The organism is Gelidibacter maritimus, from assembly GCF_014062315.1.
Lineage (GTDB): Bacteria > Bacteroidota > Bacteroidia > Flavobacteriales > Flavobacteriaceae > Gelidibacter > Gelidibacter maritimus.
The window spans coordinates 158609-183786 of record NZ_JACGLT010000006.1 but is presented as its reverse complement, the minus strand read 5'-3'; the positions used below and the strand labels follow the sequence as shown (position 1 = coordinate 183786).

Here is a 25178-nt window from a genome sequence, read left to right as displayed (position 1 = left end):
AAATAATTGTATATATCCAATTCACATCTTAAAGAAATATAAATTAATGACTTATGAGAACAACAATTTATTTTTTATTTATTTCTGCAGCCCTTCTTTTAAGCTGTAACGATCAAAAGGCCAAAAGCACTGATACTGATGAAAAATCGAGTTATTTTGACTATTCCAACAGCAATGACCAAAAGACTGGAGGTATTAAGATGATTCCCATCACCACACCAAAAGGCACCTTCAATGTATGGACAAAACGGATGGGCAATAATCCAAAAATGAAAGTTTTACTGCTACATGGTGGTCCAGGAGGAACACACGAGTTGTTTGAAAATTTTGATGGTTACTTCCCTAACGAAGAAATTGAATACATTTATTACGACCAATTGGATAGTTATTATAGTGACAAACCCAACGATTCCACATTATGGACTATTGAACACTCTGTAAGCCAAGTGGAACAGGTACGAAAAGCACTGAACCTCGATAAGGATAATTTTTACCTATTCGGGCAGTCTTGGGGCGGGCTCTTGGCAATGGAGTATGCCTTAAAACATCAAGATCATATCAAAGGCCTTATTATTGCGAATATGATGGCCAGTATCCCCGAATATGAAAAGTATGCGGCAGAGGTATTAGGGCCACAATTACCACCAGAGGTGCATAAAGAAATCAAGGCTATGGAAGCTGAGGAAGATTTTAGCAACCCTCGCTACTCAGAACTTGTAACTCAGCATTATTACACCAAACACGTGTTACATTTACCTTTGGATGAGTGGCCAGAATTTATCAATCGCTCCTTTTCCCACATGAATCCAAATATTTATATCTATATGCAAGGCTACAGCGAATTTGGGGTTACTGGAAATGCCACATTAAAGGGATGGGATATTTCTGATCGGTTGGACGAAATTAAAGTACCAACTCTAATGATTGGCGGAAAGCACGATACTATGGATCCAGAATATATGGAATGGATGAGCACTCAGGTACAAAACGGCCGAAGTTTAACCACAAATGGTGCCCATCTTACACAATATGATGATGCTGACAACTTCTTTAATGGATTAATCAAATTTATAAAAGATGTGAACGATGGCAATTTCACAGAAAACTAGAGGATGTCCAAGGAGCATATAGCCAGGTTTGGTCTTAGTGCGATGGGCTTTGTTTATGTTCTCGTTGGTATATTGACTGCCATGACGGCACTCAATTGGGGTGGTCAAAAAACTGGAACAAAAGGCGCCATTGCTTTTTTATCTGATCAGCCATTTGGAAAAATTCTTTTGGCCACCATGGCCATTGGTCTTTTCAGTTATGCATTTTGGCGGATGTACCAAACGTTTTATGACACTAGAGATTTAGGTACAGATTTTAAAGCACTTTTTACAAGAGGCGGATACTTTACCGGTGGGCTGTTTTATGGGGCATTGGGATTTATTGCCGTAAAACTGCTTCTTGGCGGTGGTTATGACCGTCAACAAGAAGTCATCATGAATGCCTTAAATTCAAAATACGGAAGTGTATTTGCCGTTATATTTGGATCGGTTTTGGCAGGAAAAGCAATCTTCGAAATATATTTTGTAATCTCAAATCAGTTCAAAAAGAATGTACAATCTTCAGAAATGCCACCAAAAGCAAAAACCACCTTATTAAAATTTGGAAGCATTGGACACTCGGCCCGTGCTGTAGTTTTTGGAGTCATGTCGTTTTTAACCATACGTACAGGACTCACATTTCGAAACAAAAAAATGAGCACGCTCGAAGATGCTTTTCAATTTCTAAACAATGAATTCGGTGATGTAGTACTTGGAGTCGTAGCTCTCGGATTTTTGTGTTTCGGACTCTTTATGTTTGTAAAAGCACGGTACCTATATATCAATATACGTTAATACTGCGCCTCTTTATCACCATCACGATGATCTTGAATGAATAGGTTATGAAGAGGACTTATGAATCTATTCGAAATAAAGGATCAAAAAAATCCGATCAATCAGCTGAAAATTCATAGGCAATATCATCTGGAGTATTCAAATTTCCATCAGGTCCCAAAGAAATCAAAATAAAACTTTCTCCTGATGGATGTCGCTCATAGAAAAACTCTCGGCCCCAATAATCTTTGTCAATTTTGTTGTGCAAAGGGTTATTTCTAATAATTGTGGACAATTTTTCTGGATAATGGCCGGAAGTCTGTTTTTCATGTTTTAAAAGAGATGCTACTTCTGTTAGCTTTTTCACAGTTTGCCTTTCCGGATTTCCTAAGATGAAATACGTAAATCTAAAAAAATAGAATATTAATAGTACCATTAACACTATAATCAACCCCTTCTGTAATTTATGGTACCATCGGTTATTTGACAGGCCATGATCCTGTTTGTAACTCCGATGCTTTCGTCTTTTCTTCCAAAATTTAAACTTCTGAAACATCAGTAAGAATTCGGCCAATGATGCAGCAATTTCTCCCATGCTATATATGAGCCGTTAGCTATTTAGTGCCCGTTCCATAGGTGTCAAATAAGTACACCAATGTTGCCATGGTTGCAGCCCCCAATTCCAATTCTCGTTTGTTGACCGCTGAAAAAACATCCGTTGCAGCATGATGGTAATCAAAGTAACGTTGCGAATCCGGTTTTAAACCCGCCAAAACAATATGATCAGATTTTAGCGGACCAATATCAGCACCGCTGCCACCTTTTTCGAAATAATGGATCAAATAGGGCTTAAATAAATCCTGCCATCCCAAGACCTTATTAAACACCTCATCGCTACAATCAAATGAAAAACCTCTTGGCGTAAACCCTCCAGAATCACTTTCAAGGGCAAAAATGTGATTTTCCTTTTTGGACTTCGCTATTTCAGCATATTTTTTACCACCTCTAAGTCCGTTTTCTTCATTCATAAAAAGTACGACCCTTATACTGCGTTTTGGCGTAATATCACTTTCCCTAAGCAGTCTAAGCACATCCATAGATTGTACAACACCAGCACCGTCATCGTGCGAACCATCGCCCAAATCCCAAGAATCCAAATGACCACCCACCACGATATATTCATCTGGAAATTCTGATCCTGTAATTTGTCCAATCACGTTATAGGATTCCACATCTGCCAATTGTTGGCAATTCTGCTTGAAAAAGAAATTTATTGTTGGATCCAATGCTAACATGGTGCTTAATAATTCAGCATGATTGGTACTAATTGCAGCGGATGGAATCCGTTGGGATACGGGCAAATCACCATAGGTCATGCTGCCAGTATGTGGGAAATCATCCAATCGCAAATTTAGCGAGCGAACAATAACGCCAACCGCCCCCATTTTTCCGGCTTCCATAGCGCCTGCATAACGCTGGTCTGCACAACCACCATAAGCCTCAAAAGTATCTATTAAATCGGCCTGCATGGCACGGTTAAAAAACACTATTTTACCTTCAACTTGGTCCCGACTCAGCGCCTTTAGCGCCTCTATACCCTGAACTTCAACAACCTGTGCACGCACCCCACCACCTGGCGTTTCAACCGAGCCTCCCAAGGCACAAATATTGACATGGGTGGTCAGACCCGGTTTACTTTCAATATAAGCAAACTCAGGCAAGCCCCTAATCCACTTTGGAACCATGACTGGTTGCAACCATACTTTATCCAATCCCAATTTCTCCAGCTCTTCTTTGGTATATATCACGGCACGTTCTGCACCTACTGATCCCGATAATCGAGCACCAATATTATTGGATAAGTAATCCAACCACTCATAACTCTTTCCGTTAGTAAGCGAATTACTATAGATTTTTCTGATGTTTTCAACGTCGGTTTGAGCTGAAATATTAATGGGAATTAAAATCCCTATTATAATAAGAAACTGTTTCATCGGAAAGAAAGGATTGATTTTAGAGATAACTATAGTGTTTAAAACGGTGTTTTGGAGCTGTATTCTTCATAGCAGTTAGTGCTTTTTAGACCTACAGGGTTTTATAAGTCTTATAGAGTCTTATAAAATCCTGATAAAAAATCATAGCTATTCGTTTTGTAATTGTTTTTTATACAAATCGATATTGGCCTTGATATCGTCATCTAATTCTGGTTCTTTTATATCTGTATAAGTCTTTAAGGTGTCATACAGAACTTTAGCCACCAAATACCGTGACGTTCTTTTATCATCACAAGGAATAACGTACCAAGGTGCATGAGGCTTTGAGGTCTTGTTGAGAAGATCTTCATAACAGGCCATATAGTCACCCCAAAGCTTGCGCTCATCCAAATCGCCTGGAGAAAATTTCCAGTTCTTATCCTCACGGTTTAAGCGTCTCAACAATCGGTGCTTTTGTTCATCTTTTGAGATGTTCAAAAAGAATTTAAATACGAGTGTACCATTATCGGCAATGTGTTTCTCAAAATTATTGATGTCTTCAAAGCGTCTTTCCCAGAAGGCTTCATCAATATCTTCAAGCGAATCAATTCCCGGGATATTCTCATTTAAAATGTAAGACGGGTGAACTTTTGTAACCAGGACGTTTTCATAATGTGTACGATTGAAAATTCCGAACTTTCCTCGCTCAGGAAGTGCGACATAATGCCTCCATAAATAATCGTGCTTCAGTTCTAAACTTGTAGGTGTTTTAAAGCTATGGACAACCACGCCGCGCGAATTAAAGTCTTTAAAAACCTCACGGATCAGGCTATCTTTTCCTGCTGTATCCATACCTTGCAAGCACACCAAAACAGCATATTTGCCATGGGCATACATCTTATCTTGTATTTTACCGAGTCCTTTTCTGACGTCTTTGAGACCATCTTTTAAATCGCTCTTGGATGCTTCTAAATCGATAGAAGTCTTAAGATCTTCTATCTGAACTGCATCCGTAACTTTAAAGTCGTTAATATTAATATTTTTCATATTGATTTTATTTAATCTGAATTTGTGTTTTTTGTTTCAGAGGTCGTATTTTCATTATTTTCATCTTCGCTTTTAGAAATCAATGGATGATCTGTGATTTCCAAACCTACAATTTTAATAATACTGCTTACGGCATTGAATAGCATTAAGACTACACTAATCAATCCTCCGCTCAATAAAGATGATAAAGCCAAACTCACATAATAAATGGTAGTATACCAAAAACTTGGCACGTTATCGGCCTCTGTAATGGGGATATTGAGTAGCTGGAACAAAATCATTGCCATAATAAAAATGACAGTATCAATCTTAGCAATAAGTAGCACATGGTGATAATGTTCTTTTGTAAGTTTTGATTTGGTGCTGGAACTCAAACTTAATAAAGTTAGCAAAAGAGCCAAAATAGTTGCCGATGCCAAGGCAATGGTATTGCATAGTGTATTAATTCCCGGAAGTGATGATTTGATTAATATTTTGGCTTCATACCCGCTAATATTTCCTAAGAAATATGCCCCAAGTCCCATTATAAGAGCAGAAATAATACCTCCGTAAAGTGCTCTTCTGTTATATTGGGTGAGTGTTATCATATGTTTTATTTAGAAGCAAACAGTTTTACATCACTTTCACTAACTTCCTTTTCTCCAAGAATAATTAGACGCTCCACCACATTACGCAGCTCCCTGATATTTCCTGTCCAATCATACTCTTGCAATCGTTTAATGGCTTTTGCCGAGAATGATTTTGGTGCCGTTCCATTTTGTTCGGCTATTTTAGTTGCAAAATGCTCTATCAATAATGGAATGTCCTCTCTTCTGTCATTCAGCGGCGGCACCTGAATTAAAATGACAGCCAATCGGTGGTATAAATCCTCTCTAAACTTACCCTCTTCTATTTCTTTGCTCAGGTTTTTATTGGTTGCGGCAATAACGCGCACATCCACCTTAATGTCCTTGTCGCTTCCTACACGTTGCACCTTGCTCTCTTGTAACGCTCTTAACACCTTAGCTTGGGCTGAAAGACTCATATCTCCAATTTCATCAAGAAAAATAGTTCCACCATTGGCGGTTTCAAAACGTCCTGCCCTGTCTTTGACTGCACTGGTAAAAGCCCCTTTAACATGTCCGAACAGTTCACTTTCTATCAATTCTGAAGGAATAGCCGCACAATTGACCTCAATTAGAGGACCTGTGGAGCGTTCGCTTTTTTTATGAAGCCAGTGCGCCACCAGTTCCTTACCTGTACCGTTTGGGCCGGTAATCAACACCCTGGCGTCAGTAGCAGCTACCTTCTCTATCATATCCTTTATGTGGGAAATGGCTTTGCTTTTACCAATCATTTCATAATTTTTGCCCACTTTTTTCTTGAGCATTTTATTCTCAACCACCAATTCTTTTCGATCTAATGCAATTCTGACCGTATTGAGCAATCGGTTCAAATCTGGTGGTTTTGATATATAATCGAAAGCGCCCAGACGCATCGTATTAACCGCGGTATCTAAGTCACCGTGCCCAGAAATCATCACAATTGTAGTTTCTGGTTTTATTTTTTTGACGGCTTCTAATACTTCCACACCGTCCATTTTTGGCATTTTGATGTCACAAAGCACCAAATCATAATCCTCCTTCTTTATTTTTTCCAATCCAATCAAGCCATCCGCAGCTTCATCTACTTGATAGGCTTCATTTTCTTCAGAAAGGATTTTCACCAAAACCCTTCTGATACTCGCTTCGTCTTCAATGACTAATATTTTTGACATTTTTTATATTTAATGATTATTCAGGTTCTAAAATAGAAACAAATTATTTGAACAAGGTATAAATTTGATATGTATTTTTTTAACCCATCTGTATTTATTAGAAACTCTATAGGTGACATTACCCAATAAAAATGACGTACAATGCAAAAGACCTTCGCAGAGTGTTGTCATAAAACAAAAAATGGTTTTAGCAATTTAAGTTAAGAAGATCTATTGATAAAAAGAATTTCAAAAACTCAAAGCTATGACAACTCGTAGATAGATCAAAAAAGTACATAAAATGATCTGGTATATCTTATGAATGCAAGATAGAAGTCAAACATTTTGCTCAATTAAATCCACCAATCAGGCTACTTCAATAAAGCGGGATCAATTGATTTATAAAAATTTAGAATTTTAAGTTACCTATAATTTATGCCGTGGCACCGAGTAACTATATCATTTAATTGATATTTTATTAATACCTTAACCATTTAAACAGCTCTTTATAGCTCGGTTTTTTCCCGTACATCAAAATCCCAACTCGGTAAATTTTGGCTGCAAACCACACGGTAAAGATGAAGGTAAAGACCAATATTGCCAAAGACAAAAGTTGCTGCCATATGGGAACACCAAACGGGATCCTCATTAACATAACCACCGGTGACGTTAAGGGTATAAAAGAAAAAATTGTAGAAATAGTTCCGTGAGGATCTTCGATGACCGTAAACACCCCAACATAAACGGCCAAAATAAGTGGCATAATAATAGGCATCATAAACTGTTGGGTATCGGTTTCATTATCTACGGCCGCACCAATGGCAGCATAGAACGAACTGTACAAAAGATACCCTCCAATAAAGAAAAACAAAAACGCCACACACAAATTAAGAATTGGCAAGTTGACAAATCCCGCAATTAGGTCTTGGGCGATATTTTGCGCATCAGAGGTTGCCATAGCCTGATTGATCATTTCCTGTTGTGGCGATTGTATTTGGGTCAAATCAATTCCAAAAATTGCAGAAACAACAAATAATAACACCCCTCCAAGGATGAGCCAAATTAAAAACTGAGTAATACCAGCCAATGATGTCCCTATGATTTTGCCCATCATTAATTGGATAGGCTTGACCGAAGAAATAATCACTTCAATAATTCTGCTTGTTTTTTCTTCAATCACACTGCGCATAATCATATTGCCATATATAATGATAAACATAAACAGCAAGTAGCCTGCAGCCCCGCCAAATGCGAGTTTAAGGTAACTGTCAATCTTAGAGGTTTTTTCGCCATCAAAAGTTTCCTGAGCAATATTTATTGTAGTCTTAGATGCTCTTATCTGTTCAATATTAACACCATCATTTTGAAGTTTGATATCTGAAATGCGCTTTTCAATGCGTCGTTCTAAATTGGAAATTATAGATACCGATGGAGACTCATCGGAGTAAAAATTTACAGTTTCGACAAGATTGAGCGTATCTGTACTTTTCTTAATATACAACAAACCAAAATCTTCCTGGGCTTTTACTAAGGCTTTGGCGTCAGCATAATTAGAATCAGTTAAAATGGTATAAGTGGTATGTTCAGTGTTCTCGAAAGCTTCTGCTAAAATCCCCGTTTCATCCAAAATTGTTATGGAGCGTTTTTTGTCATTATTGATTTGCGACAGATAGGCCACAACTGCCACAAGGGCAATCATAATGATAGGGCTTAAAAATGTCATAACAACAAAAGACCTGTTACGCACCTTATTCAAATATTCTCTTTTGATGATGAGCGGTAAATGGTTCATTTTAGTTGTTTTTTACAGTTTGAATAAAAATGTCGTTGGCACTAGGGATGACTTCAACAAAATGATGAATTTCCGCCTTTGACGTTAAAAAACGCAACAAATCGTTTGACGATGTGTCTTGAGGCAACTTAATATTCAATTTGATATCATCATTCAGGTTTTTGAAAGTTGCCGGGAACACTTCAAACTTATCCTTGATCAATCTAGTAATTTCCTCAGGGTTGGAAGATTGCAAACCAACTTCAAAAGTATTGGTTTTAAATTGGCGTTTGACATCTGTCAATCTCCCATCCAAAACTTTATTGGATTTATGAATTAACGCAATATGATCGCACAACTCTTCAACCGATTCCATGCGGTGGGTCGAAAAAATAACCGTTGCGCCCTCATCTCTCAATTGTAAAATTTCATCTTTAATAAGGGAGGCATTGATTGGATCAAATCCAGAAAATGGTTCATCAAAAATTAAAAGTTTAGGCCTGTGAATGACGGTGACAATAAACTGAATCTTTTGCGCCTGTCCTTTACTGAGCTCTTGTATTTTCCTGTTCCACCAGTCGCCAATATCCAGTTTGTCAAACCAATATTTAAGACGCTCTTTCGCCGTTTGTTTTGATAAGCCTTTTAGCTGCGCCAAATAGAGCACCTGTTCTCCTACTTTCATGGATTTATAAAGGCCGCGCTCTTCTGGCAGATACCCTATATCGCGAATGTTCATGGGCATTAAGGGCGAACCGTCCAAAAGCACCTCACCCTTGTCGGGCATGGTAATTTGATTGATAATACGAATTAGGGTCGTTTTACCAGCCCCGTTGGGACCCAACAGTCCAAAAATACTTCCTTTTGGAACTGCAATTGAGACTTCATTTAGTGCTTTAAAATCTCCAAAACTTTTGGAAACTGAATCGGCAACTAATAAGTTGTTCATAAAATAGCTTTTGTAAGGTATGGTTTAAAGATGCGTAAATATATTAAATGTTAGAGTTTAGGACTGCTTTTATGCTTTTATTTTTATCTAAAAAGTACATGGCATTTTTTGACCTTAAAAAAATCCCTATCGACCTAAAAAACAAAACCCACCCTTAATAAATCAAGGATGGGAAAAAATTGCTATGAAAAAGAAAAATATCACCAAAATTAATTAGTGATATTCAAATATAGTGATTTTTATCAAACTTCCAATTGGTTATGAAAACATATCTTTAACTTTCTCAAAGAATGATTTATCTGAACTTTCTGGCCTTGGCTGAAAGTGCTCATCATTTCTGACGTTTTCAAAAAACTCTTTTTGCTCTTTATTCAAGGTCTTAGGGGTCCAAACATTTATGTGTACCAATAAGTCGCCTTTGCCATAACCGTTGATACTTGGTATCCCTTTACCTCTCAATCGTAGAATCTTACCTGATTGAACTCCAGACTCTATCTTGATGCGCACTTTACCGGTTACGGTATCAATTTCCTGACTGGTTCCTAACACCGCATCTGGTAAACTCACATATAAATCAAAATGCAAATTGTCGCCCTCGCGCTTCAAAGTACTGTGCTCTTCTTCTTGTATGGCCACCAATAGATCTCCAGAAATGCCATTTCCAGGGGCATCATTACCTTTTCCGGATACTTTTAACTGCATGCCGTCCACTACACCTGCAGGTATTTTAACAGATACGGTCTCTTCTTTGAGTACCAAACCTTGGGCATCTGCGTTTGATGGTTTTTTATCAATCATCTCACCTGCACCACCACATGTAGGACATGGTGATGAGGTTTGCATCCGGCCCAAAATTGTATTTGTAATTCGCATCACTTGTCCAGAACCATTACAGCTTGAACAGGTTTTGTAGGTTGTACCTTCAGCCTGAACTTTACGTTTCACCTTCAGCTTTTTCTCAACACCATTGGCAATTTCTTCTAAAGTCAATGCAATCCTTATTCTCAAATTACTGCCTTTAACCCGTCTTTGTTGGCCGCCGAAACCACCACCAAATCCACCGCCAAAACCGCCGCCAAAAATATCTCCAAACTGGCTAAAGATGTCGTCCATATTCATGCCGCCACCATTAAAGCCACCGCCACCTTCGAATGCCTGATGACCGAACTGGTCATAACGTGCTTTCTTGTCAGGATTGCTCAATACCTCATAGGCTTCAGCTGCTTTTTTGAAGTTTTCTTCCGCTGTCTTATCGTCTGGATTTTTGTCAGGGTGATATTTTAAGGCCTTCTTTCGATAGGCTTTCTTAATATCACTTGCCGATGCACTCTTGTCAATCTTTAATATGTCGTAATAATCTTCCTTCATGGTATCTATTTCTAATCAATTCCTAAAATCCTTACCCGTTTGTTTAAAATCCTGTAATTACTTTAGGATAACGAATCACTCTATCGCCCATCTTGTAGCCCTTCTCAATGACATCAACAATCTTGCCTTTTAAATCTTCTGAAGGTGCTGGAATTTGAGTAACGGCATCATGCTCATCGGCATTAAAAACCTCGCCAACTTCAACAACAATATCTTCAAGTCCTTTGCTACTAAGAGCGGTCTTTAATTTGTTTCGAATCAGCTCTACGCCAGTCAAAAGCTCGCCTTCTTGAGACTTGGAAATCTCATGGATTGCCCTGTCAAAATCATCCATAACCGGTAAAAGAGACAGAATGACGTCTTGACCAGCAGTTTTGAACAATTCAGCCCGTTCTTTATTCGTTCGTCTTTTATAGTTTTCAAACTCTGCAAAGAGCCTTAAAAATTTATCTTTCTCTTTGCCCAATTCCTCTTTCAATTGGTCCTCAACGCTAAGCTCCTCTTCAGTTTGAGTAGCCTCATTTGTCGTTTCTTCAACATTGGTCTCAATGTCTTCAGTTTTATCTTTTTTGCTCATATTCTTGAACTTCATTTTAAATCTTCATTTTTGAATTGGCAAAAGTACTGCCATTATTCAAAAAATGTCAAAATGTCACGATATATTTTTTATTATTTGTAAGACAGCAATTCTCGCCATTCGTAATGCGGACGTTTACACAATTTACCAACGGAGATTAACAAAATAACTGCTACACAAGGTCTCATGCCACTCCCACATCCACTTTAAATACAAAACAATGGTATATAGTGAATTAGGACTTTCTATACTATTATCACTTTTGCTCGTTTTCCTGTCATCTCCACATATAGCCGAACCAAAATCTTGGCAGGATCCACAATCTATCCTTATTTTTTTTGCCATTGCGATTTTAGTTACTGGATGTCTTCCCACTTTTAAAATTAAAATTATCCGGATCGATTAAAATCGTATTACTTTTAAAAACCAGGTGTTTGTTTCACATATAAGAGAAGTACTTTTTAAAGACCATGATTACTATATATTATTTTTGAAGAAACTGAAAATAGAACTTTCCAAACGGTATGGGTAATTAAGGGTCATAAATTAATAAATTCGTTCATCTCATATGAGTATTCCAAGTTTAACGAATTAAAGCGTGCGTTGAATTTAAATAATAAAGGCCTTTTGAGCTTATCGTCAGTGAGACAGCTCTTGTGTTAGTTGGAGGTAAGATTCTACAATTTCTGGGTGATTATTTCAGTTTATTTGAATAAATATGAGAATTGAATAGTTTGTATCAGTCAAGTTTGGCGACCAATTTTAATTCCATACCTAGACTATTTCAAAATTGCTTCCAGGGCAGGATATACGTTGGAATAGGTAAAATCAAAACCAGCATCTTCAATTTTTTTCGAACTCACCCGTTGGCTTTCAAAAAGCATAATATGCATTTCACCAAGCACCAATTTCATTAAGAATTTTGGTATATTCGGCATAAATAAAGGTTTGTGAAGCGTTTTTGCGATGGCCTTTGTCAGTTCTGTATTAGTTATTGGGTTTGGGGCTACACCGTTGTAAATCCCTTCCAATTCATTCTGAATAATATAGACAAAAATCCGGGATAAATCATGAACATGAATCCAAGATTGCCATTGCTCTCCAGAACCAAAGGCTGAGCCAAGGCCAAATTTAATTGGCATTGCCATTTGAGGCAATGCGCCCTCATCAGCATCCAACACCAAACCTATCCTAACTTTTGAAACCAATAATCCCAATTCAGAAAACTCATTAACGGCGCTTTCCCATGCAGCGACGACGTCACCCAAAAAAGTTGGTGATTGTTTAGTGCACGATTCATCATAGTATTTGGTTAGAGAATCCGGATAAAAACCAATAGCGCTTGCCGAAAGAATTTGTTTGATATGGTGGTTATCAATTTTAGAGAGTGCTGTTTTCAAACACTGTAATGATTGCACCCTGCTGTCAATAATAATTTTCTTATAGCTGTCTGTCCATCGTTTAGCAATACCCGCACCCGCTAAATTAATTATGGCGTCTACATCTTTAAAACAGTCAGTATCTATGACATCTTTTTTTGGGTCCCAATAGAAACCTTTATAATTATCTTTTGATTCTATTTTATCTTTTGAAGTTGTTAAGTAATGCACCAAAATATCCTGCTCATGACATCGCTTGACAATTTCCTTCCCAATTAAACCTGTAGCTCCCGTAATTAATACCTTCATCTATTTTTGTGCTTTTTATAAAGTTAACCAATGAAATATTGATTGTTTATCAATTTAACACAAGGTTTAACAGAATTAACAAATAAACGATATTTTTAACTTTTGAAAAAAGATCATATCCGTTTAAAAGCAGAAATGGCAAGAATACTTAAAAATCTCCCAAGTAAAAGCTCTATTTGAGCTCTTGGCCCGCTGAATGCTAAGTGCCTTTTCTGACCATTAACAACGGAACTATTTCAAATGCTTTGTTGCACGAAGCATTTCCCTTTTACCAGGTGGACCAGGTAACTTCTCAACACTAAAACCAACTGACAACATAGCACGACGCACGCTCCCTTTTGCGGCATAAGTGACCAAAATACCATTTAATTTTAATGCATTAAACATGATTCTAAATATAGATTCCGTCCACAGTTCAGGTTGAACTCTAGCACCAAAAGCATCAAAATAGATGACATCAAATTGATTCTTTTCAGTAATATCCTTAAAAAACTTCTGTTGTTTCAGAAGTGTAAAATAAGGTGTGAGACGTTGGCTATCTTCCCACTGAATTTGATGCATCTCTTCAAAAAGCGCTGTTTTTTCAGGCAATTGAAGCTCTTCTGCATAATTTAAGGCAGTCATCTCCTTGACTGAAATCGGAAATGCCTCAATACCTGTATAATGAATATCTATATGATGGTCTTCTGCCCGCAACAAGGACAAAAACGCATTCAGACCTGTGCCAAAGCCTATTTCTAAAACTGAAATCTCCTGATTTTTATCATTTGAAGCATTTAACTGATCAAAACAAAAAAGCAAACCATGCTTAATATACACGTGGTTTGCTTCTTGTATGGCACCATGAATAGAATGGTACTGTTCATTCCACTCTTCAATCTGAATGGTCTTAGAACCATCAGCCGTTATAATTATTCTGCGTTGCAACTTTTATTCGCCTTTCAACAGCACGCCGTCAGCCTCAAAAGAAAAGGTTACTTTAGGCTCAGTGATTGCTGCAATTTCCTCGGCAGATTTTCCTGCATCTTCCGCATAATGTTGCAATTCGTCAACCGGAACTTCATTGACATACGCCTTTCCGTTAATCACAATCTCTTTTCCAGCAATGTCTTTTGGCATAAAAAATCCATAATCTTTAAATTTCACCATGATTTGATTGCCATCCTCAAGATCAACTTTCATCCAACATCCTTTAGACTGGCAAACTTCATCCACTTTACCAACCATTTTTGCGCTAATTGTATCTCCAACACTCATAGATTTATAGGCTTCAGCCATATCTGACGGCGACTTTGCGGCATCGGCTGTAATCTCTTCTCCGATTGACGTATAGTCAACCACTTCTGCTTCCACTTCTTGAGTTTCTGCCTTTTTATCTTCAGTTTTACAGGCCATTGCGGTTAACACAATCCCAAAAACGATAAGTAATTTCTTCATAATTTATTTGTTTTCTGAAAGATTTATAGTGACAAATATAAGTTTTTTTTAAAACAAATTTTTTGATTTTTTATACTGCAAGAAATGACTAAATTTGCAGCATCAAAAAAAATATGATGACTAAACACACTTCACACGAAATCGATATCGTAAAATCAGATACTACTAAAATTGACGCTGTCGATTTTGACAACTTGACATTTGGTAGAACATTTACTGACCACATGTTTATCTGTGACTTTGAAAATGGTGAATGGCAAACGCCAAGGATCATGCCTTATCAACCGATGACCATGGATCCTTCGGCACGCGTATTCCATTACGGACAGGCAGTTTTTGAAGGTATGAAAGCCTATAAGGATGACGATGGAAAGGTATGGCTTTTTAGACCTATCGACAATTTCAACCGCATCAACAAATCGGCCGCGCGTTTAGCTATGCCCGAATTTCCTGAAGATTATTTCATGAAGGGCCTGACTACCTTGCTGCAAATGGACAGTGCTTGGGTGAAACCTGGCAAAGGCAACTCACTTTATATCAGACCTTTTATAATTGCTACTGACCCTGCAATCTCTGCATCGCCATCAAACAATTACAGATTCATGATTATTTGTGCTCCAGCGAAAGCGTATTATACAGGTAAAATACGCGTATTGATTGCTGAAGAGTATAGTAGATCTGCCAATGGCGGAGTTGGTTTTGCTAAAGCAGCTGGTAACTATGCAGCACAGTTTTATCCAACGAGCCTTGCACAAGAGAAAGGTTTTCAACAAGTGATTTGGACCGATGCCGACACTCACGAAAGATTGGAAGAAGCCGGAACCATGAACGTTTTCTTTAGAATAAATGACACTCTAATTACCGCGCCTTTAAGCGACCGTATTTTAGATGGTGTAACAAGACGAAGCATTATTCAACTTGCTGAGGATAATGGAATAGAAGTACAAGTAAGACCAATAACAGTCACAGAAATAAAAGAGGCATCTAAAAATGGCTCTTTAAAAGAGATTTTTGGCGCAGGAACAGCTGTTGTAATTAGTCCGATATCAGCATTCGAACATGCAGAGGAACTTTTTGAATTACCAAATATTGAAAACTCTTATGCTGACACTCTAAAAGATAAAATGCTCAGTATTCAACATAATATGGCTGAGGATAAACACGGATGGAGATACATGGTTTAGTCTCTAGCAGACCGACTTTAATAACCAGTAGACAATTCACGATCGACGTTCATCGGTCGTAAAAACATAAATTCCAAATTCCAATGCCTTACATTATTGGAATTTGGAATTTCTTATTTGGTACTTATAAATAAAGATGCATATACTTTAAGAACCAAGTATTTTCTCAATATTGGGTTGGAAATAATTTGGTCCTTTCAGTACTTTGCCATCTTCGCGATAAATAGGTTCGCCATTGGCACCTAGCTTACTCATATTACTTTTCTGGATTTCATCAAAAATCTCTTCAATTTTATGTTGAAAACCATGCTCAATGATTGTTCCACATAAAATATAAAGCATATCCCCTAAGGCATCGCCAACCTCCACAAGATCATTGGCATTTGCAGCTTCTAAATATTCTTCATTCTCCTCTCTCATCAATTTGTATCGAAGCAGATTTTTCTCAATTCCTAAGTTGGCTTTGGGACTGTCCCTATGTCCAATTTTAAATGCCGTATGAAATGTTTTTACTGCATCCAGTTTTTTCTTCATTATAAAAAGATTTTTAGTGTTGTATTGTTAAATGTACTGGGTTATCCTCAATGCCTATAAAATGACGGTTCGGCACGAAATTTAAGGTGAACATGCCATTTTCAGAAGAACCTTGTTCAGATTCTAAAAGGTTTGATTAATTTTGCATAAAAATAGCGATATGTTAACAAATGGTCAATTGATTTTCGGGATTTTATTTGCAATTGTTTTTGCCATTATCTTGATTTATACCTATCGTAAAGATTTAAAACTTCACAGGAAATATTACAAAGGCAGCATTTGGATTCTCATTGCCTTTATCGCTTTTATTCTCATGATTTTGGGGGTTAAGTATATGTTCACCTAACATCTATAGCATCATCATCTATAGTTTTGTTCTGAAGATTAATCAGAGGTGTGACGAGCAGTTTCGACAAATGAGAACTTTAAAAAACTCTACAATACACCCTAACCACAAGGACTCAGACACGCTTACAATTTAAAAATTTAGTGTTTTGTGATGGTAATTCAATTATTCTCCGATGTCATCTTATAACTAAAACATCGAAAAATTGAGAAATTTTTTTCAAAATCACATGTTAATAGCTCTTTCGCCCTAGGCTCTATTTCTACTTTTTATCAAGTTCATTATCATCACAAACTGAAAAGTAATTGGGTGTATGTTTTATAGAATTAACCAACGTTAATTCCGCAAAAGCATTACATATTCACGCCAACGGCTTACCAAAAGAGGTTATGAGCACGGGGAGCCGCCTGCAGATTTTTATTCTTAAAGCTTTATGCTGGAATCAAAACGACAGTGCAATGGATGGAGAAAACAATTATCATTTATTTATAATCAGGCGAGGCATGACAATAAACGGCATGATTCTCGGAAATGGATCCAACGATATCAATACGACAGGCCTACTACAGCTAGACACTGTTACTTTTAACCAATTTGTAAAGCATGCATGTTTTTGACAAAAAATAAAACAAATAGAAAAACATGATGACATTTTTTATTTATAGAGATGTACTAAAAATAATATTATTATGATTGTAATCATTTCTATCATCACGCTGATTGTTCTAAATCTTTTATTATTGAAATTTAGTGTCAATAAGAAAACGGGAAACTAAAATACAGTTCCCCGTTTCCTATTGAACATGCTTTGAAATAAAAATGAACTACATCGATCCCCAGGGGTGCGACGTACTAAATTGGCGTTACGTTTTTAACTACAACACAGAGCGTTGAAGAATAAGACAAAGATTCCGCTAAAAAAAGCGGAATTAGTTCAACTATCAATATTTAATGCATTGCTTCGCAATTTTTGAAATTGAGTTTCACTAATCTAATTCTCTTCTTTCAAAAAGCTATGAGTTTTGCTATAGTCTAACATTTGACTTGAAAAAGATTCGGGTTGGGTAACTTTTATTGAGGTTATCTCACCATCGCCATCCATGTCTGGCACCAAAACAGGGTTTACAAAGCCACTATACGGAGCATCCGTAAATTGGGCATTTCTTTCTAAAATTTCTTTATGAAGTGGTTGATCGACTTTAACACCGTAAGTTTCTACCAAAGCTTCAACGGCTTTATAATCACCTTCTGACTTGATGCGTTGTGTTTCGCGGAGCAACTGTCCGAAAAGATCATGTAGTTTCTCATAATCGTTGATATTGTAATAGGTTTTCCCATCGCGGGTAATTCTTTCAATAACATTGTCATTCTTGCCTTTCTCAAAAACCCAAGCGCTCACCCATTGTCTATTTCTCATGTGGGCTTGTTCAACATTGTCACCCAAATTCAAACGGATCAGCTGGGTCATTAATCCGTTTCGGATATAGTTGTTATATGCAGCCATCCCGACTTTTTTCCAATCATCTACCAAACCAAGTTCTTGCAGTTTTGGACTGTACAAATAGTAAAGTCCAACCAAATCAGCACGCCCCTCTTCCAAGGTTGATGCATAATTTTTGAGCGTCTCTTTGGTTTCACCAACACCAGGATTTAATTGTCCCGATGCATGACCAACCACTTCATGTAAGGCCGTGTGCAACTTACTTGCCAACTGACCATATTTCTGCTCCAATTCTAATTCTTCTTCGTCGTTGACAAACTCTTTTAACCTACCTGCACTGCCTGCATTATTATAGGCTTCGATAATATTGCCAAGAGAGACCGATTTACTTCCAACTGCCGCTCTAATCCAATTGGCATTTGGTAAATTAACTCCAATTGGCGTACTCGGCGAAGCGTCTCCAGCTTCACCTGCCACATTTACAACCTTATAAGTAATCCCTACAACATTTTTCTTTTTGTGAGCATCCATTAAAGGCGAATTATCCTCAAACCATTGTGCGTTATCTGACAAAACTTTCATTTTTTGCGACATATCAAAGTCATTGATCTGAACAATGCTTTCATAAGAACCTCTATAGCCTATAGGGTCGTTGTAAACCTCAATAAAACCATTGATATAATCAACATTTCCTGCAGTGGCAGCTGTCCATGCTACATTATAATCATCCCAAGTTTGTAAATCGCCTGTCTTGTAATACTGGATCAAGAGGCCTAAGGCATCACCTTGCGCTTGATTTTCAGCTACACCTTTTGCGAGTTCTAACCATTTCACAACTTCATCAATGGCCGAGCCGTATAAACCGCCTGACTTATAAATCAATTCCTTTAATTGACCGTTTTCTTTTACCAATTTGGAATTCAATCCAAAAGACAATGGTTTTTCTGGATTGGGCGATTTTTTATTCTTGTAGAATTGTACCACATCGGCTGTAGTGACATCTGTTCCATAGAAGTTAACAGCTGATAGTGCCACATTATCTACACCTTTAGCTTGATTGATTTTCTTGGCATCCTGATCATTAAAAAGCACATCAAAAGCTTCTCCTTGCAATTGTGTACTGGTTTCTGTCAATAAAGATTTCAAATAATCTTGAGAAAATTCTGGCTTTAACTTATCATTAGAATAATGGTGATGGATTCCATTACTAAACCAAACACGTTTTAAATAGGTTTCAAATGCTTTCCAATCTTCAGTAGACTTATCGCCATCATAATTGCTATAGACCGATTCCAAAGCGTTCCTGATTTTGAGATTATGACGGTAATTTTGATCCCACATAATGTCACGCCCCGCCAATCCTGCCTGGGTCAAATAGTAGACTAATTTTTGCTCTTTCAAGGTCAAATTGTCCCATCCAGGTATTTGGTACCGAAGAATCTTTACGTCAGCAAACTGCTCGACAGTATAGTCAAACGGCGCGTCGGCCTTTTTGGCTTCTACTGTGGTGGTATTCGGATCAGTGCTTGTTTTGGGATCGTTTTTGCAAGCAAAAGCGAAGCTCATTGCCAATGCAATCCCGAAAATTGATTTTAAGTTCATCTGTTAATTATTAAATTTTTTATACTACAAATGTAATATTTATTAAGATACTATAAAATTGTCTATCTTTGATAAACTCTACAAAATCACCTAATGAAATTAATAAAATACCTCTTATTCTTATTGTTAATTGCAATAATCGGAATGGCTATTTACATCGCGGTTCAACCTAATGATTTCAAAATAACTGAAAGCACTACCATAAATGCTCCAAAAGCTGTAGTTTTTGACATGGTATCGGATACCACTCATGTGGATTGGTCTTTATTCTGGAAAGAGTCAGAGTCATTGAAGAAGACCACACGGTTTCCAAACGATTCCATTCTTCAATTTTTCACCAGTAATGGCATCAAAACATCAGAGTTGAAGTGGAAATTTGTTTCCAACAATGATGGTTCCACTACGGTCACACGAACGCTTGATGCAGATCAATTGGCATTTATGACCAAAGCCAAACATGCATTGTTTGGCGACAATGACGAGGAGCTTTCAGAGCGGTTTAAAGCAGACTTGGCAAGTATCGATAAGAAAGTAGCAACAAGCATGGCAACTTACTCCATTAATATTGATGGGATTACAGAGTATGGTGGAGGTTTTTATTTATACAAAACAATATCATCCACTGGTAGCAACAAAAGCGCTACCATGAAAGCACAATATGACGACATCAGAACTTTCATGAATGCACATAACATCTCAGCCAGTGGTATGCCATTTACCATTTATATTGAAATGAACCTGGATAATGGCAATGTGATCATTAGCAACGCCGTCCCTGTTAGTGAGCGGGTTATTATTGCAGAAAACAGTAATGTACTTAGCGGATTTATGCAGCGTACAAAAGCACTTAAAGTGACCTTAAAAGGCAACTATTCAAATTTAAAAGAAGCCTGGACCATTGCCAATAATCATTTAAAAGAGCAACATATGGAAGCTTCAGAAATGAGTCCATTTGAAGTTTATAAGAATGATCCTGAAAAGCTTCCAAATCCTGCGCATTGGGTTACTGAAATCTATATTCCCATTAAAGAAACCACTGAAGCCTTGTGAAACAACTATTATTGGTTTTTGTTGGAGGTGGATTTGGTAGCGTCTTGAGATTTATCATCGGGAAATATCTTAACAGCCCAGGAACGGGCATTCCTTACGGCACATTTGTGGCTAATATTTTAGGAAGTCTGTTAATTGGTATCATTTTAGGTTTAGCCTTTAAGAACAACACCTTATCACAAAACCAAGTCTTATTCCTTGCCACAGGATTTTGTGGCGGATTCACAACCTTTTCAACCTTTGCTTATGAGAATCACGTCTTTTTAAAATCGGGCGATTTTATGAGCTTTGCTATTTATACTATAGCAAGTTTCGTGGTGGGGTTTTTAGCAGTTTTCTTAGGAATGTATCTGGTAAAAAGTTAATGGGCGTTGCATTTTCCGCCGAAGACGCGGATTTTCGCAAATGCAATAGCAGAAGCATAACCCATAGGCTTAATGCCAAGTTGATTCAACCGACAGATTTCCCACGCATGATTAAATACTGCAGCCCACTACTAATGCTGTAGTAACTTAGTTCTCAAATGCCTTAACGCCCGCTCTGATCGCAACATCTATATAGTTTTCACGTGGCACAATTGGGCATGAATACTTCTCGTCGTAAGCACAATATGGGTTGTAAGCGGTATTGAAATCAATAATCATAACTTCACCTTCTGGAATGCTCAAGTCAATGTAACGACCGCCGCCATAAGTTTCATCCCCATTGGTGTCATCTAAAAAAGGTAGAAACAGGTAGTCCTCAAAACCGTCTTCGTTCATTAAATCCTGGTCTTGATAGATATTTAATGTATACGATTCACCTTTTAAATCGAAAGTAATTTGACCATATTTTAAATAGGTCGGGAGCCTATCGGTGGTAGTTTTCATTTTAAATGGCTGTTCATCAACGGATTTCGTAAAGGATGCCTTAACCACATACAAAGAATCAAATTTAAAAAAATCCAATCCTGTGAAGTCTCTCCTATCTTTAGGTTTTAACGGCGATTTTGAAGCATCTTTAAACTCTGCATTAAGATTTCTCTGAAATTCTGTTTCTCCTTTAAGTGGTTGCTTATCCTGAGCACAGCCCATTAACAAAATCAATCCCAACAAAAATGAATATCGTGTTCTCATAAAAAAAGTAATTGGATTGCAAACATACAATTTTAACTTAATGACCATAGTTTATTTCGATGATTCCGTATTTTTACAGATAAGAGGTTAATCGTTCGAAATTCGAACTTTTAAGAGCCTATTTACTGGGTTTTTAAATACCAATTCAAAGTCATCTCAAAACATTATTAAAACATGTCAAACACTTATAAAGTATTAATAATTGGTGCAGGTCCCATTGGAATTGCATGTGCACTGGAATGTAAAAAGCGAAACTGGGACTATGTCGTTCTTGAAAAAGGGGCACTGACCAACTCTTTGTTCAACTATCCAAAAAACATGACCTTTTTTTCAACTTCAGAAAAGCTTGAAATTGATGGGATTCCTTTCATCAGCATCAATCCAAAACCCAACAGAGACGAAGCTCTTGAATATTACAGACGCGTAGCCACTTCCAACGAATTGAACATTCATTTATACGAAAAGGTCTTGGCAATTGAAAGATTGAAAGAACATTTTACAATCACTTCTTCTAAAACAGAATATCAAGTGGACAAAGTGATCATCGCTTCTGGGTTCTATGACATTCCAACATTACTCAATGTGCCAGGCGAAGATTTACCAAAAGTGACGCACTACTATAATGAAGCCCATCCTTACGCTATGCAAGACGTTATTGTAGTTGGTGCAAGTAATTCTTCAGTAGATGCCGCTCTTGAAATTTGGCGCAAAGGTGGAAACGTTACCATGGTCATTCGAGGCTCAAATATTGGTGAGCGTGTAAAGTATTGGGTGAAACCGGATATCCTGAATAGAATTGAAGAAGGCAGCATTAAAGCCTACTACCATTCAGAAATCGTTGAGATTAAAGAAGCAGAAGTCTCCATTAAAACACCGGATGGTAACAAAACCCTACCTAATGATTTTGTTGTGGCGCTTACGGGATATCGTCCAAATTTTGAGTTCCTAATTAATGCAGGCATTAAACTCTCCGATGGCGTTGCCCGTTTACCTCAATATGATCCTGAGACTATGGAAACCAATGTTTCGGGACTCTATTTGGCAGGGGTTATTTGTGGTGGCATGGAAACCCATAAATGGTTTATTGAAAACTCAAGAATTCATGCTAAAATGATTGCTAATCACATTGAAACCGTAAGTGCTAACCCTAAGACAACAATGTAATGTTTCATTAAAGCTTGTTCATTTTCCGTTCTTATCTCCCGCCGGTAAAGGTCGGCCGCCACGTTTATATTTTGCATAGCTATGCAAATTAATCACAGCGTCATAGAACAAAAATCAACTTCGCTTTCTGTACGACATAAACAAATAAATTGTAATAAAACAAAATAATTTATGGAACAGTGGGAAAAACTACCGATATTTAAAAAGGCACGGGAGGTTATGGACCTTGTTGGGTCTATTATCGATTCCGTTGAGAAGACCGACATGGAATTTGAGGATCCAATTGAGGCCGAGATGATGCAACACAATCTTAAATATATGGGTATGAATGCATCTTTAATCCCCGCGAAGATAGCTGGCGCCGCGTCAGAGGATATGCTTTACGACATTAGGATGGAAAATGCGGCCATAATCAGGAAGGCGGCCCGCGAACTAATTACTGATGCACGAGGGTTACAAATGCATGGCTATCCAGATACCGAATATTTGGATGTTTTACGAAAAGAAGTAGATGAATTCAGGGTATTGTTTGCCGAATGGGTTAAAACCTTTGATTGTTGGAATTACAGTATTGACCGTTGGGGACTTTTTAATCCTCCAGGCGTTAATTATGATGATGTCGATCCTGACGATGACATCCCTTTCAATTTTGACGATTTTGACGGGTTTGATGATCTTTAAAAACCGTAATTACTTTATCGGTCGGACTTCATTATATTTTATCACATGAGATAAAACAATCTGGGTTTTGGTTTCGCCATAAACTATCAATTGATCAATAAAACTCTCTAAATGTTTTTGATTTTTAAGTACAACTTCCATGACAATATTTTCATTGCCCGTTATTCTGTAGCAATTCAAAACTTCATCGTAGGTTTTCACTTTTTCCAAAAACGGTTTTAACATCCCCATAAACGCTCTTAAAGTAATAATTGCCTTGAGCTGATAGCCCGCCTCAAAAGGAGAAACAAAGGCATGATATCCTTGAATAATGCCAGCATCTTCCATCTTTCTAATACGTTCAGATACGGCAGGAGAACTAATTCCAACCTGTCTCCCAATCTCCGCATTAGACTGTCGTGCACCGTTTTGTAAACACTTCAAAATCTTCCAATTAAGCGAATCTATACTCATTTAAAGAAAATTAACTATTATACTTTAATAATTAAAGCAAATATAGTCATTTACTTTAAAATCAATTATAATACCATTGATTTTGTCACTAAATTTGATAAAAATGCTATTGTTAAAATGTCGAACCCAATTCCATCCCACCTACCTGAAATGCCGCTTTATAAAAAAGCCATAGAAATTATTATCCTTTCAAGAAGTATTTCTACATATTTAAATCAGGACTTAGCTTACTTAAAACCAGATGGTTCTGAAGACACGGACATTTATTTCTCTGGTGATATTGTTCAACAATCCACCTCCTTGGCGCCTGAAATTGTCAACGCCGAAATGGAACGACACTCTGATAAAAAATACAAACACATTGCAGCTTTGGAACGTTTAACCAACTTGTTGTATAAAAACTGCAAACGTTTAGAAAAAACCCATAGCAATGGGAGAGATTACCTGCCTATTTTGAGAGGAGAATTAAGGAAATTCAGAAGGTTACAACGTTCTTGGATGTTGACTTTGTAATACTTCAAATTCAAAGCAAGAGCCAAATCTATCGGCAGGAGACATAGTCCCAAAAGAATCTTAAAATAGCTTAATTGCAGATTTTACAATCTTCTTTTTCTTGTAGTTCGCCAACCAGAAAACCATCGTCGTTGATCTTAAAGTCACAGCATTCGACAAAACCTTGAGCAATGAGTTTTCTTGCACGTTGAATCTGCGATTTCACCGTTGGCAGCGGTAAATCCAATCGCTCAGAAATCTGCGCCTGTTTTAAACCTTGAATATCTGCCAAAATTAACGGACTTCTATATTTTTCAGGCAATGTTTTAATAATACCTTGCAAGCAGTCTTCTTTTGTATGCTCAGCATGATTATGCTCTTCAACGATGTCCGTTTCATTTATTGAATGGCTCAGGTTGTTCTGTCTAAAATAATCCATGACGGTATAACGGGCAATGGAAAACACCCAAGCCTTGACTTTCTTTTCTTCTTTTAATGTGTCCAACTTCACATGGACCTTAATAAAGGTTTCCTGCAATAAATCGTCGGCTACAACCTCATCTTTAACTTTACTCAGAATGAAGTTCTTAAGATCTTGCGCGTGTAAGTTCCAAACGGTTTTTGTTTTCATATTAGCTCATTAAAAAAGAGTCTACTTTAGTATAAAATTACTAAAATAGACCCTTAATATTAACATTTTAAACTAAGC

Annotated in this window: 26 protein-coding genes; 9 read left to right on the top strand and 17 right to left on the bottom strand. The window is 37.3% G+C overall.

Features of this window, described 5'->3' with window-relative positions; translation table 11 throughout:
- Positions 1–53: 53 nt before the first annotated feature.
- Together H3Z82_RS09745 and H3Z82_RS09740 are read left to right on the top strand one after the other, a co-directional pair.
- The gene (locus tag H3Z82_RS09745; protein WP_182205313.1) at positions 54–1109 is read left to right on the top strand and encodes a proline iminopeptidase-family hydrolase; all 1056 of its coding nucleotides are present in this window, start codon (positions 54–56) and stop codon (positions 1107–1109) included.
- A 3-nt stretch (positions 1110–1112) separates the two neighbouring features.
- Positions 1113–1883, top strand: coding sequence for a DUF1206 domain-containing protein (locus H3Z82_RS09740; protein ID WP_182205312.1), 771 nt, complete (start codon positions 1113–1115; stop codon positions 1881–1883).
- A 97-nt stretch (positions 1884–1980) separates the two neighbouring features.
- Here H3Z82_RS09740 and H3Z82_RS09735 read toward each other — a convergent pair whose 3' ends face one another.
- The 12 genes from H3Z82_RS09735 to H3Z82_RS09680 all read right to left on the bottom strand — a co-directional run bounded on the left by H3Z82_RS09735 (position 1981) and on the right by H3Z82_RS09680 (position 14407).
- Positions 1981–2229, bottom strand: a complete 249-nt coding sequence (locus H3Z82_RS09735; protein WP_182205311.1) for a type II secretion system protein GspG — start codon at positions 2227–2229, stop codon at positions 1981–1983.
- A 247-nt stretch (positions 2230–2476) separates the two neighbouring features.
- Positions 2477–3856, bottom strand: coding sequence for a M20/M25/M40 family metallo-hydrolase (locus tag H3Z82_RS09730; RefSeq protein ID WP_182205310.1), 1380 nt, complete (start codon positions 3854–3856; stop codon positions 2477–2479).
- A 147-nt stretch (positions 3857–4003) separates the two neighbouring features.
- Entirely contained in the window at positions 4004–4882 is an 879-nt protein-coding gene (locus H3Z82_RS09725; RefSeq protein WP_182205309.1) for a PPK2 family polyphosphate kinase, read from the bottom strand.
- A gap of 11 nt (positions 4883–4893) precedes the next feature.
- Positions 4894–5469 (bottom strand): hypothetical protein, encoded by a 576-nt coding sequence (locus H3Z82_RS09720; RefSeq protein ID WP_182205308.1) that lies wholly within the window; start codon positions 5467–5469, stop codon positions 4894–4896.
- 5 nt (positions 5470–5474) lie between these two features.
- Positions 5475–6638, bottom strand: coding sequence for a sigma-54-dependent transcriptional regulator (locus H3Z82_RS09715; protein ID WP_182205307.1), 1164 nt, complete (start codon positions 6636–6638; stop codon positions 5475–5477).
- 457 nt (positions 6639–7095) lie between these two features.
- Complete coding sequence (locus H3Z82_RS09710) at positions 7096–8409, bottom strand: ABC transporter permease (RefSeq protein WP_182205306.1); 1314 nt, start codon at positions 8407–8409, stop codon at positions 7096–7098.
- A 1-nt stretch (position 8410) separates the two neighbouring features.
- Entirely contained in the window at positions 8411–9337 is a 927-nt protein-coding gene (locus H3Z82_RS09705) for an ABC transporter ATP-binding protein (RefSeq protein WP_182205305.1), read from the bottom strand.
- A 258-nt stretch (positions 9338–9595) separates the two neighbouring features.
- Complete coding sequence (gene dnaJ / locus H3Z82_RS09700) at positions 9596–10705, bottom strand: molecular chaperone DnaJ (protein WP_182205304.1); 1110 nt, start codon at positions 10703–10705, stop codon at positions 9596–9598.
- 43 nt (positions 10706–10748) lie between these two features.
- Positions 10749–11282, bottom strand: coding sequence for a nucleotide exchange factor GrpE (locus tag H3Z82_RS09695; RefSeq protein WP_182205303.1), 534 nt, complete (start codon positions 11280–11282; stop codon positions 10749–10751).
- Between the two features lie 779 nt (positions 11283–12061).
- The gene (locus H3Z82_RS09690) at positions 12062–12970 is read right to left on the bottom strand and encodes a TIGR01777 family oxidoreductase (protein ID WP_182205302.1); all 909 of its coding nucleotides are present in this window, start codon (positions 12968–12970) and stop codon (positions 12062–12064) included.
- Positions 12971–13201: 231 nt separating this feature from the next.
- Positions 13202–13897, bottom strand: coding sequence for a tRNA (5-methylaminomethyl-2-thiouridine)(34)-methyltransferase MnmD (gene mnmD, locus H3Z82_RS09685; protein WP_182205301.1), 696 nt, complete (start codon positions 13895–13897; stop codon positions 13202–13204).
- Between the two features lie 3 nt (positions 13898–13900).
- On the bottom strand, positions 13901–14407 hold the full coding sequence (locus H3Z82_RS09680; RefSeq protein ID WP_182205300.1) for a DUF4920 domain-containing protein: 507 nt from the start codon (positions 14405–14407) through the stop codon (positions 13901–13903).
- A gap of 116 nt (positions 14408–14523) precedes the next feature.
- Between H3Z82_RS09680 and H3Z82_RS09675 the strand changes: the two genes are divergently transcribed.
- Positions 14524–15591 (top strand): branched-chain amino acid aminotransferase, encoded by a 1068-nt coding sequence (locus H3Z82_RS09675; protein ID WP_182205380.1) that lies wholly within the window; start codon positions 14524–14526, stop codon positions 15589–15591.
- 147 nt (positions 15592–15738) lie between these two features.
- On the opposite strand, the gene H3Z82_RS09670 is transcribed toward H3Z82_RS09675, so the two are convergent.
- The gene (locus H3Z82_RS09670) at positions 15739–16125 is read right to left on the bottom strand and encodes a pyrophosphohydrolase domain-containing protein (RefSeq protein WP_182205299.1); all 387 of its coding nucleotides are present in this window, start codon (positions 16123–16125) and stop codon (positions 15739–15741) included.
- A gap of 160 nt (positions 16126–16285) precedes the next feature.
- On the opposite strand from H3Z82_RS09670, the gene H3Z82_RS09665 reads away from it, so the two are divergent.
- On the top strand, positions 16286–16471 hold the full coding sequence (locus tag H3Z82_RS09665; RefSeq protein ID WP_182205298.1) for a hypothetical protein: 186 nt from the start codon (positions 16286–16288) through the stop codon (positions 16469–16471).
- A 991-nt stretch (positions 16472–17462) separates the two neighbouring features.
- On the opposite strand, the gene H3Z82_RS09660 is transcribed toward H3Z82_RS09665, so the two are convergent.
- Positions 17463–19514 (bottom strand): dipeptidyl-peptidase 3 family protein, encoded by a 2052-nt coding sequence (locus tag H3Z82_RS09660; protein ID WP_182205297.1) that lies wholly within the window; start codon positions 19512–19514, stop codon positions 17463–17465.
- 93 nt (positions 19515–19607) lie between these two features.
- On the opposite strand from H3Z82_RS09660, the gene H3Z82_RS09655 reads away from it, so the two are divergent.
- Entirely contained in the window at positions 19608–20564 is a 957-nt protein-coding gene (locus H3Z82_RS09655) for an effector binding domain-containing protein (protein WP_182205296.1), read from the top strand.
- A complete protein-coding gene (gene crcB / locus H3Z82_RS09650) occupies positions 20561–20929 on the top strand; it encodes a fluoride efflux transporter CrcB (protein WP_182205295.1) in 369 nt (122 codons plus the stop codon). The genes H3Z82_RS09655 and crcB overlap by 4 nt, the downstream gene beginning before the upstream one ends.
- Positions 20930–21076: 147 nt before the next feature.
- Here crcB and H3Z82_RS09645 read toward each other — a convergent pair whose 3' ends face one another.
- A complete protein-coding gene (locus H3Z82_RS09645) occupies positions 21077–21679 on the bottom strand; it encodes a DUF1684 domain-containing protein (RefSeq protein WP_182205294.1) in 603 nt (200 codons plus the stop codon).
- Between the two features lie 174 nt (positions 21680–21853).
- Between H3Z82_RS09645 and H3Z82_RS09640 the strand changes: the two genes are divergently transcribed.
- Positions 21854–22843, top strand: coding sequence for a YpdA family putative bacillithiol disulfide reductase (locus H3Z82_RS09640; RefSeq protein ID WP_182205293.1), 990 nt, complete (start codon positions 21854–21856; stop codon positions 22841–22843).
- A gap of 171 nt (positions 22844–23014) precedes the next feature.
- Entirely contained in the window at positions 23015–23524 is a 510-nt protein-coding gene (locus H3Z82_RS09635) for a hypothetical protein (RefSeq protein WP_182205292.1), read from the top strand.
- A 9-nt stretch (positions 23525–23533) separates the two neighbouring features.
- Here the strand turns inward: H3Z82_RS09635 and H3Z82_RS09630 are convergent, their stop codons facing one another.
- Entirely contained in the window at positions 23534–23977 is a 444-nt protein-coding gene (locus H3Z82_RS09630; RefSeq protein ID WP_182205291.1) for an Lrp/AsnC family transcriptional regulator, read from the bottom strand.
- 117 nt (positions 23978–24094) lie between these two features.
- Between H3Z82_RS09630 and H3Z82_RS09625 the strand changes: the two genes are divergently transcribed.
- The gene (locus H3Z82_RS09625) at positions 24095–24490 is read left to right on the top strand and encodes a hypothetical protein (RefSeq protein ID WP_182205290.1); all 396 of its coding nucleotides are present in this window, start codon (positions 24095–24097) and stop codon (positions 24488–24490) included.
- A gap of 70 nt (positions 24491–24560) precedes the next feature.
- On the opposite strand, the gene H3Z82_RS09620 is transcribed toward H3Z82_RS09625, so the two are convergent.
- Entirely contained in the window at positions 24561–25100 is a 540-nt protein-coding gene (locus tag H3Z82_RS09620) for a sigma-70 family RNA polymerase sigma factor (RefSeq protein WP_182205289.1), read from the bottom strand.
- Positions 25101–25178: the final 78 nt, after the last annotated feature.

Bases quoted from the DNA above. Each gene is read 5' to 3' on its own strand.
- H3Z82_RS09745 (WP_182205313.1), top strand. From the start codon at position 54: ATGAGAACAACAATTTATTTTTTATTTATTTCTGCAGCCCTTCTTTTA.
- H3Z82_RS09675 (WP_182205380.1), top strand. From the start codon at position 14,524: ATGACTAAACACACTTCACACGAAATCGATATCGTAAAATCAGATACT.
- H3Z82_RS09695 (WP_182205303.1), bottom strand. From the start codon at position 11,282: ATGAGCAAAAAAGATAAAACTGAAGACATTGAGACCAATGTTGAAGAA.
- H3Z82_RS09655 (WP_182205296.1), top strand. From the start codon at position 19,608: ATGAAATTAATAAAATACCTCTTATTCTTATTGTTAATTGCAATAATC.
- H3Z82_RS09715 (WP_182205307.1), bottom strand. From the start codon at position 6,638: ATGTCAAAAATATTAGTCATTGAAGACGAAGCGAGTATCAGAAGGGTT.
- H3Z82_RS09635 (WP_182205292.1), top strand. From the start codon at position 23,015: ATGGAACAGTGGGAAAAACTACCGATATTTAAAAAGGCACGGGAGGTT.
- H3Z82_RS09660 (WP_182205297.1), bottom strand. From the start codon at position 19,514: ATGAACTTAAAATCAATTTTCGGGATTGCATTGGCAATGAGCTTCGCT.
- H3Z82_RS09680 (WP_182205300.1), bottom strand. From the start codon at position 14,407: ATGAAGAAATTACTTATCGTTTTTGGGATTGTGTTAACCGCAATGGCC.
- H3Z82_RS09730 (WP_182205310.1), bottom strand. From the start codon at position 3,856: ATGAAACAGTTTCTTATTATAATAGGGATTTTAATTCCCATTAATATT.
- H3Z82_RS09625 (WP_182205290.1), top strand. From the start codon at position 24,095: ATGTCGAACCCAATTCCATCCCACCTACCTGAAATGCCGCTTTATAAA.
- H3Z82_RS09690 (WP_182205302.1), bottom strand. From the start codon at position 12,970: ATGAAGGTATTAATTACGGGAGCTACAGGTTTAATTGGGAAGGAAATT.
- H3Z82_RS09670 (WP_182205299.1), bottom strand. From the start codon at position 16,125: ATGAAGAAAAAACTGGATGCAGTAAAAACATTTCATACGGCATTTAAA.
- H3Z82_RS09645 (WP_182205294.1), bottom strand. From the start codon at position 21,679: ATGAGAACACGATATTCATTTTTGTTGGGATTGATTTTGTTAATGGGC.
- H3Z82_RS09725 (WP_182205309.1), bottom strand. From the start codon at position 4,882: ATGAAAAATATTAATATTAACGACTTTAAAGTTACGGATGCAGTTCAG.
- H3Z82_RS09740 (WP_182205312.1), top strand. From the start codon at position 1,113: ATGTCCAAGGAGCATATAGCCAGGTTTGGTCTTAGTGCGATGGGCTTT.
- H3Z82_RS09720 (WP_182205308.1), bottom strand. From the start codon at position 5,469: ATGATAACACTCACCCAATATAACAGAAGAGCACTTTACGGAGGTATT.
- H3Z82_RS09630 (WP_182205291.1), bottom strand. From the start codon at position 23,977: ATGAGTATAGATTCGCTTAATTGGAAGATTTTGAAGTGTTTACAAAAC.
- H3Z82_RS09710 (WP_182205306.1), bottom strand. From the start codon at position 8,409: ATGAACCATTTACCGCTCATCATCAAAAGAGAATATTTGAATAAGGTG.
- H3Z82_RS09705 (WP_182205305.1), bottom strand. From the start codon at position 9,337: ATGAACAACTTATTAGTTGCCGATTCAGTTTCCAAAAGTTTTGGAGAT.
- H3Z82_RS09620 (WP_182205289.1), bottom strand. From the start codon at position 25,100: ATGAAAACAAAAACCGTTTGGAACTTACACGCGCAAGATCTTAAGAAC.
- H3Z82_RS09665 (WP_182205298.1), top strand. From the start codon at position 16,286: ATGTTAACAAATGGTCAATTGATTTTCGGGATTTTATTTGCAATTGTT.
- dnaJ (WP_182205304.1), bottom strand. From the start codon at position 10,705: ATGAAGGAAGATTATTACGACATATTAAAGATTGACAAGAGTGCATCG.
- H3Z82_RS09640 (WP_182205293.1), top strand. From the start codon at position 21,854: ATGTCAAACACTTATAAAGTATTAATAATTGGTGCAGGTCCCATTGGA.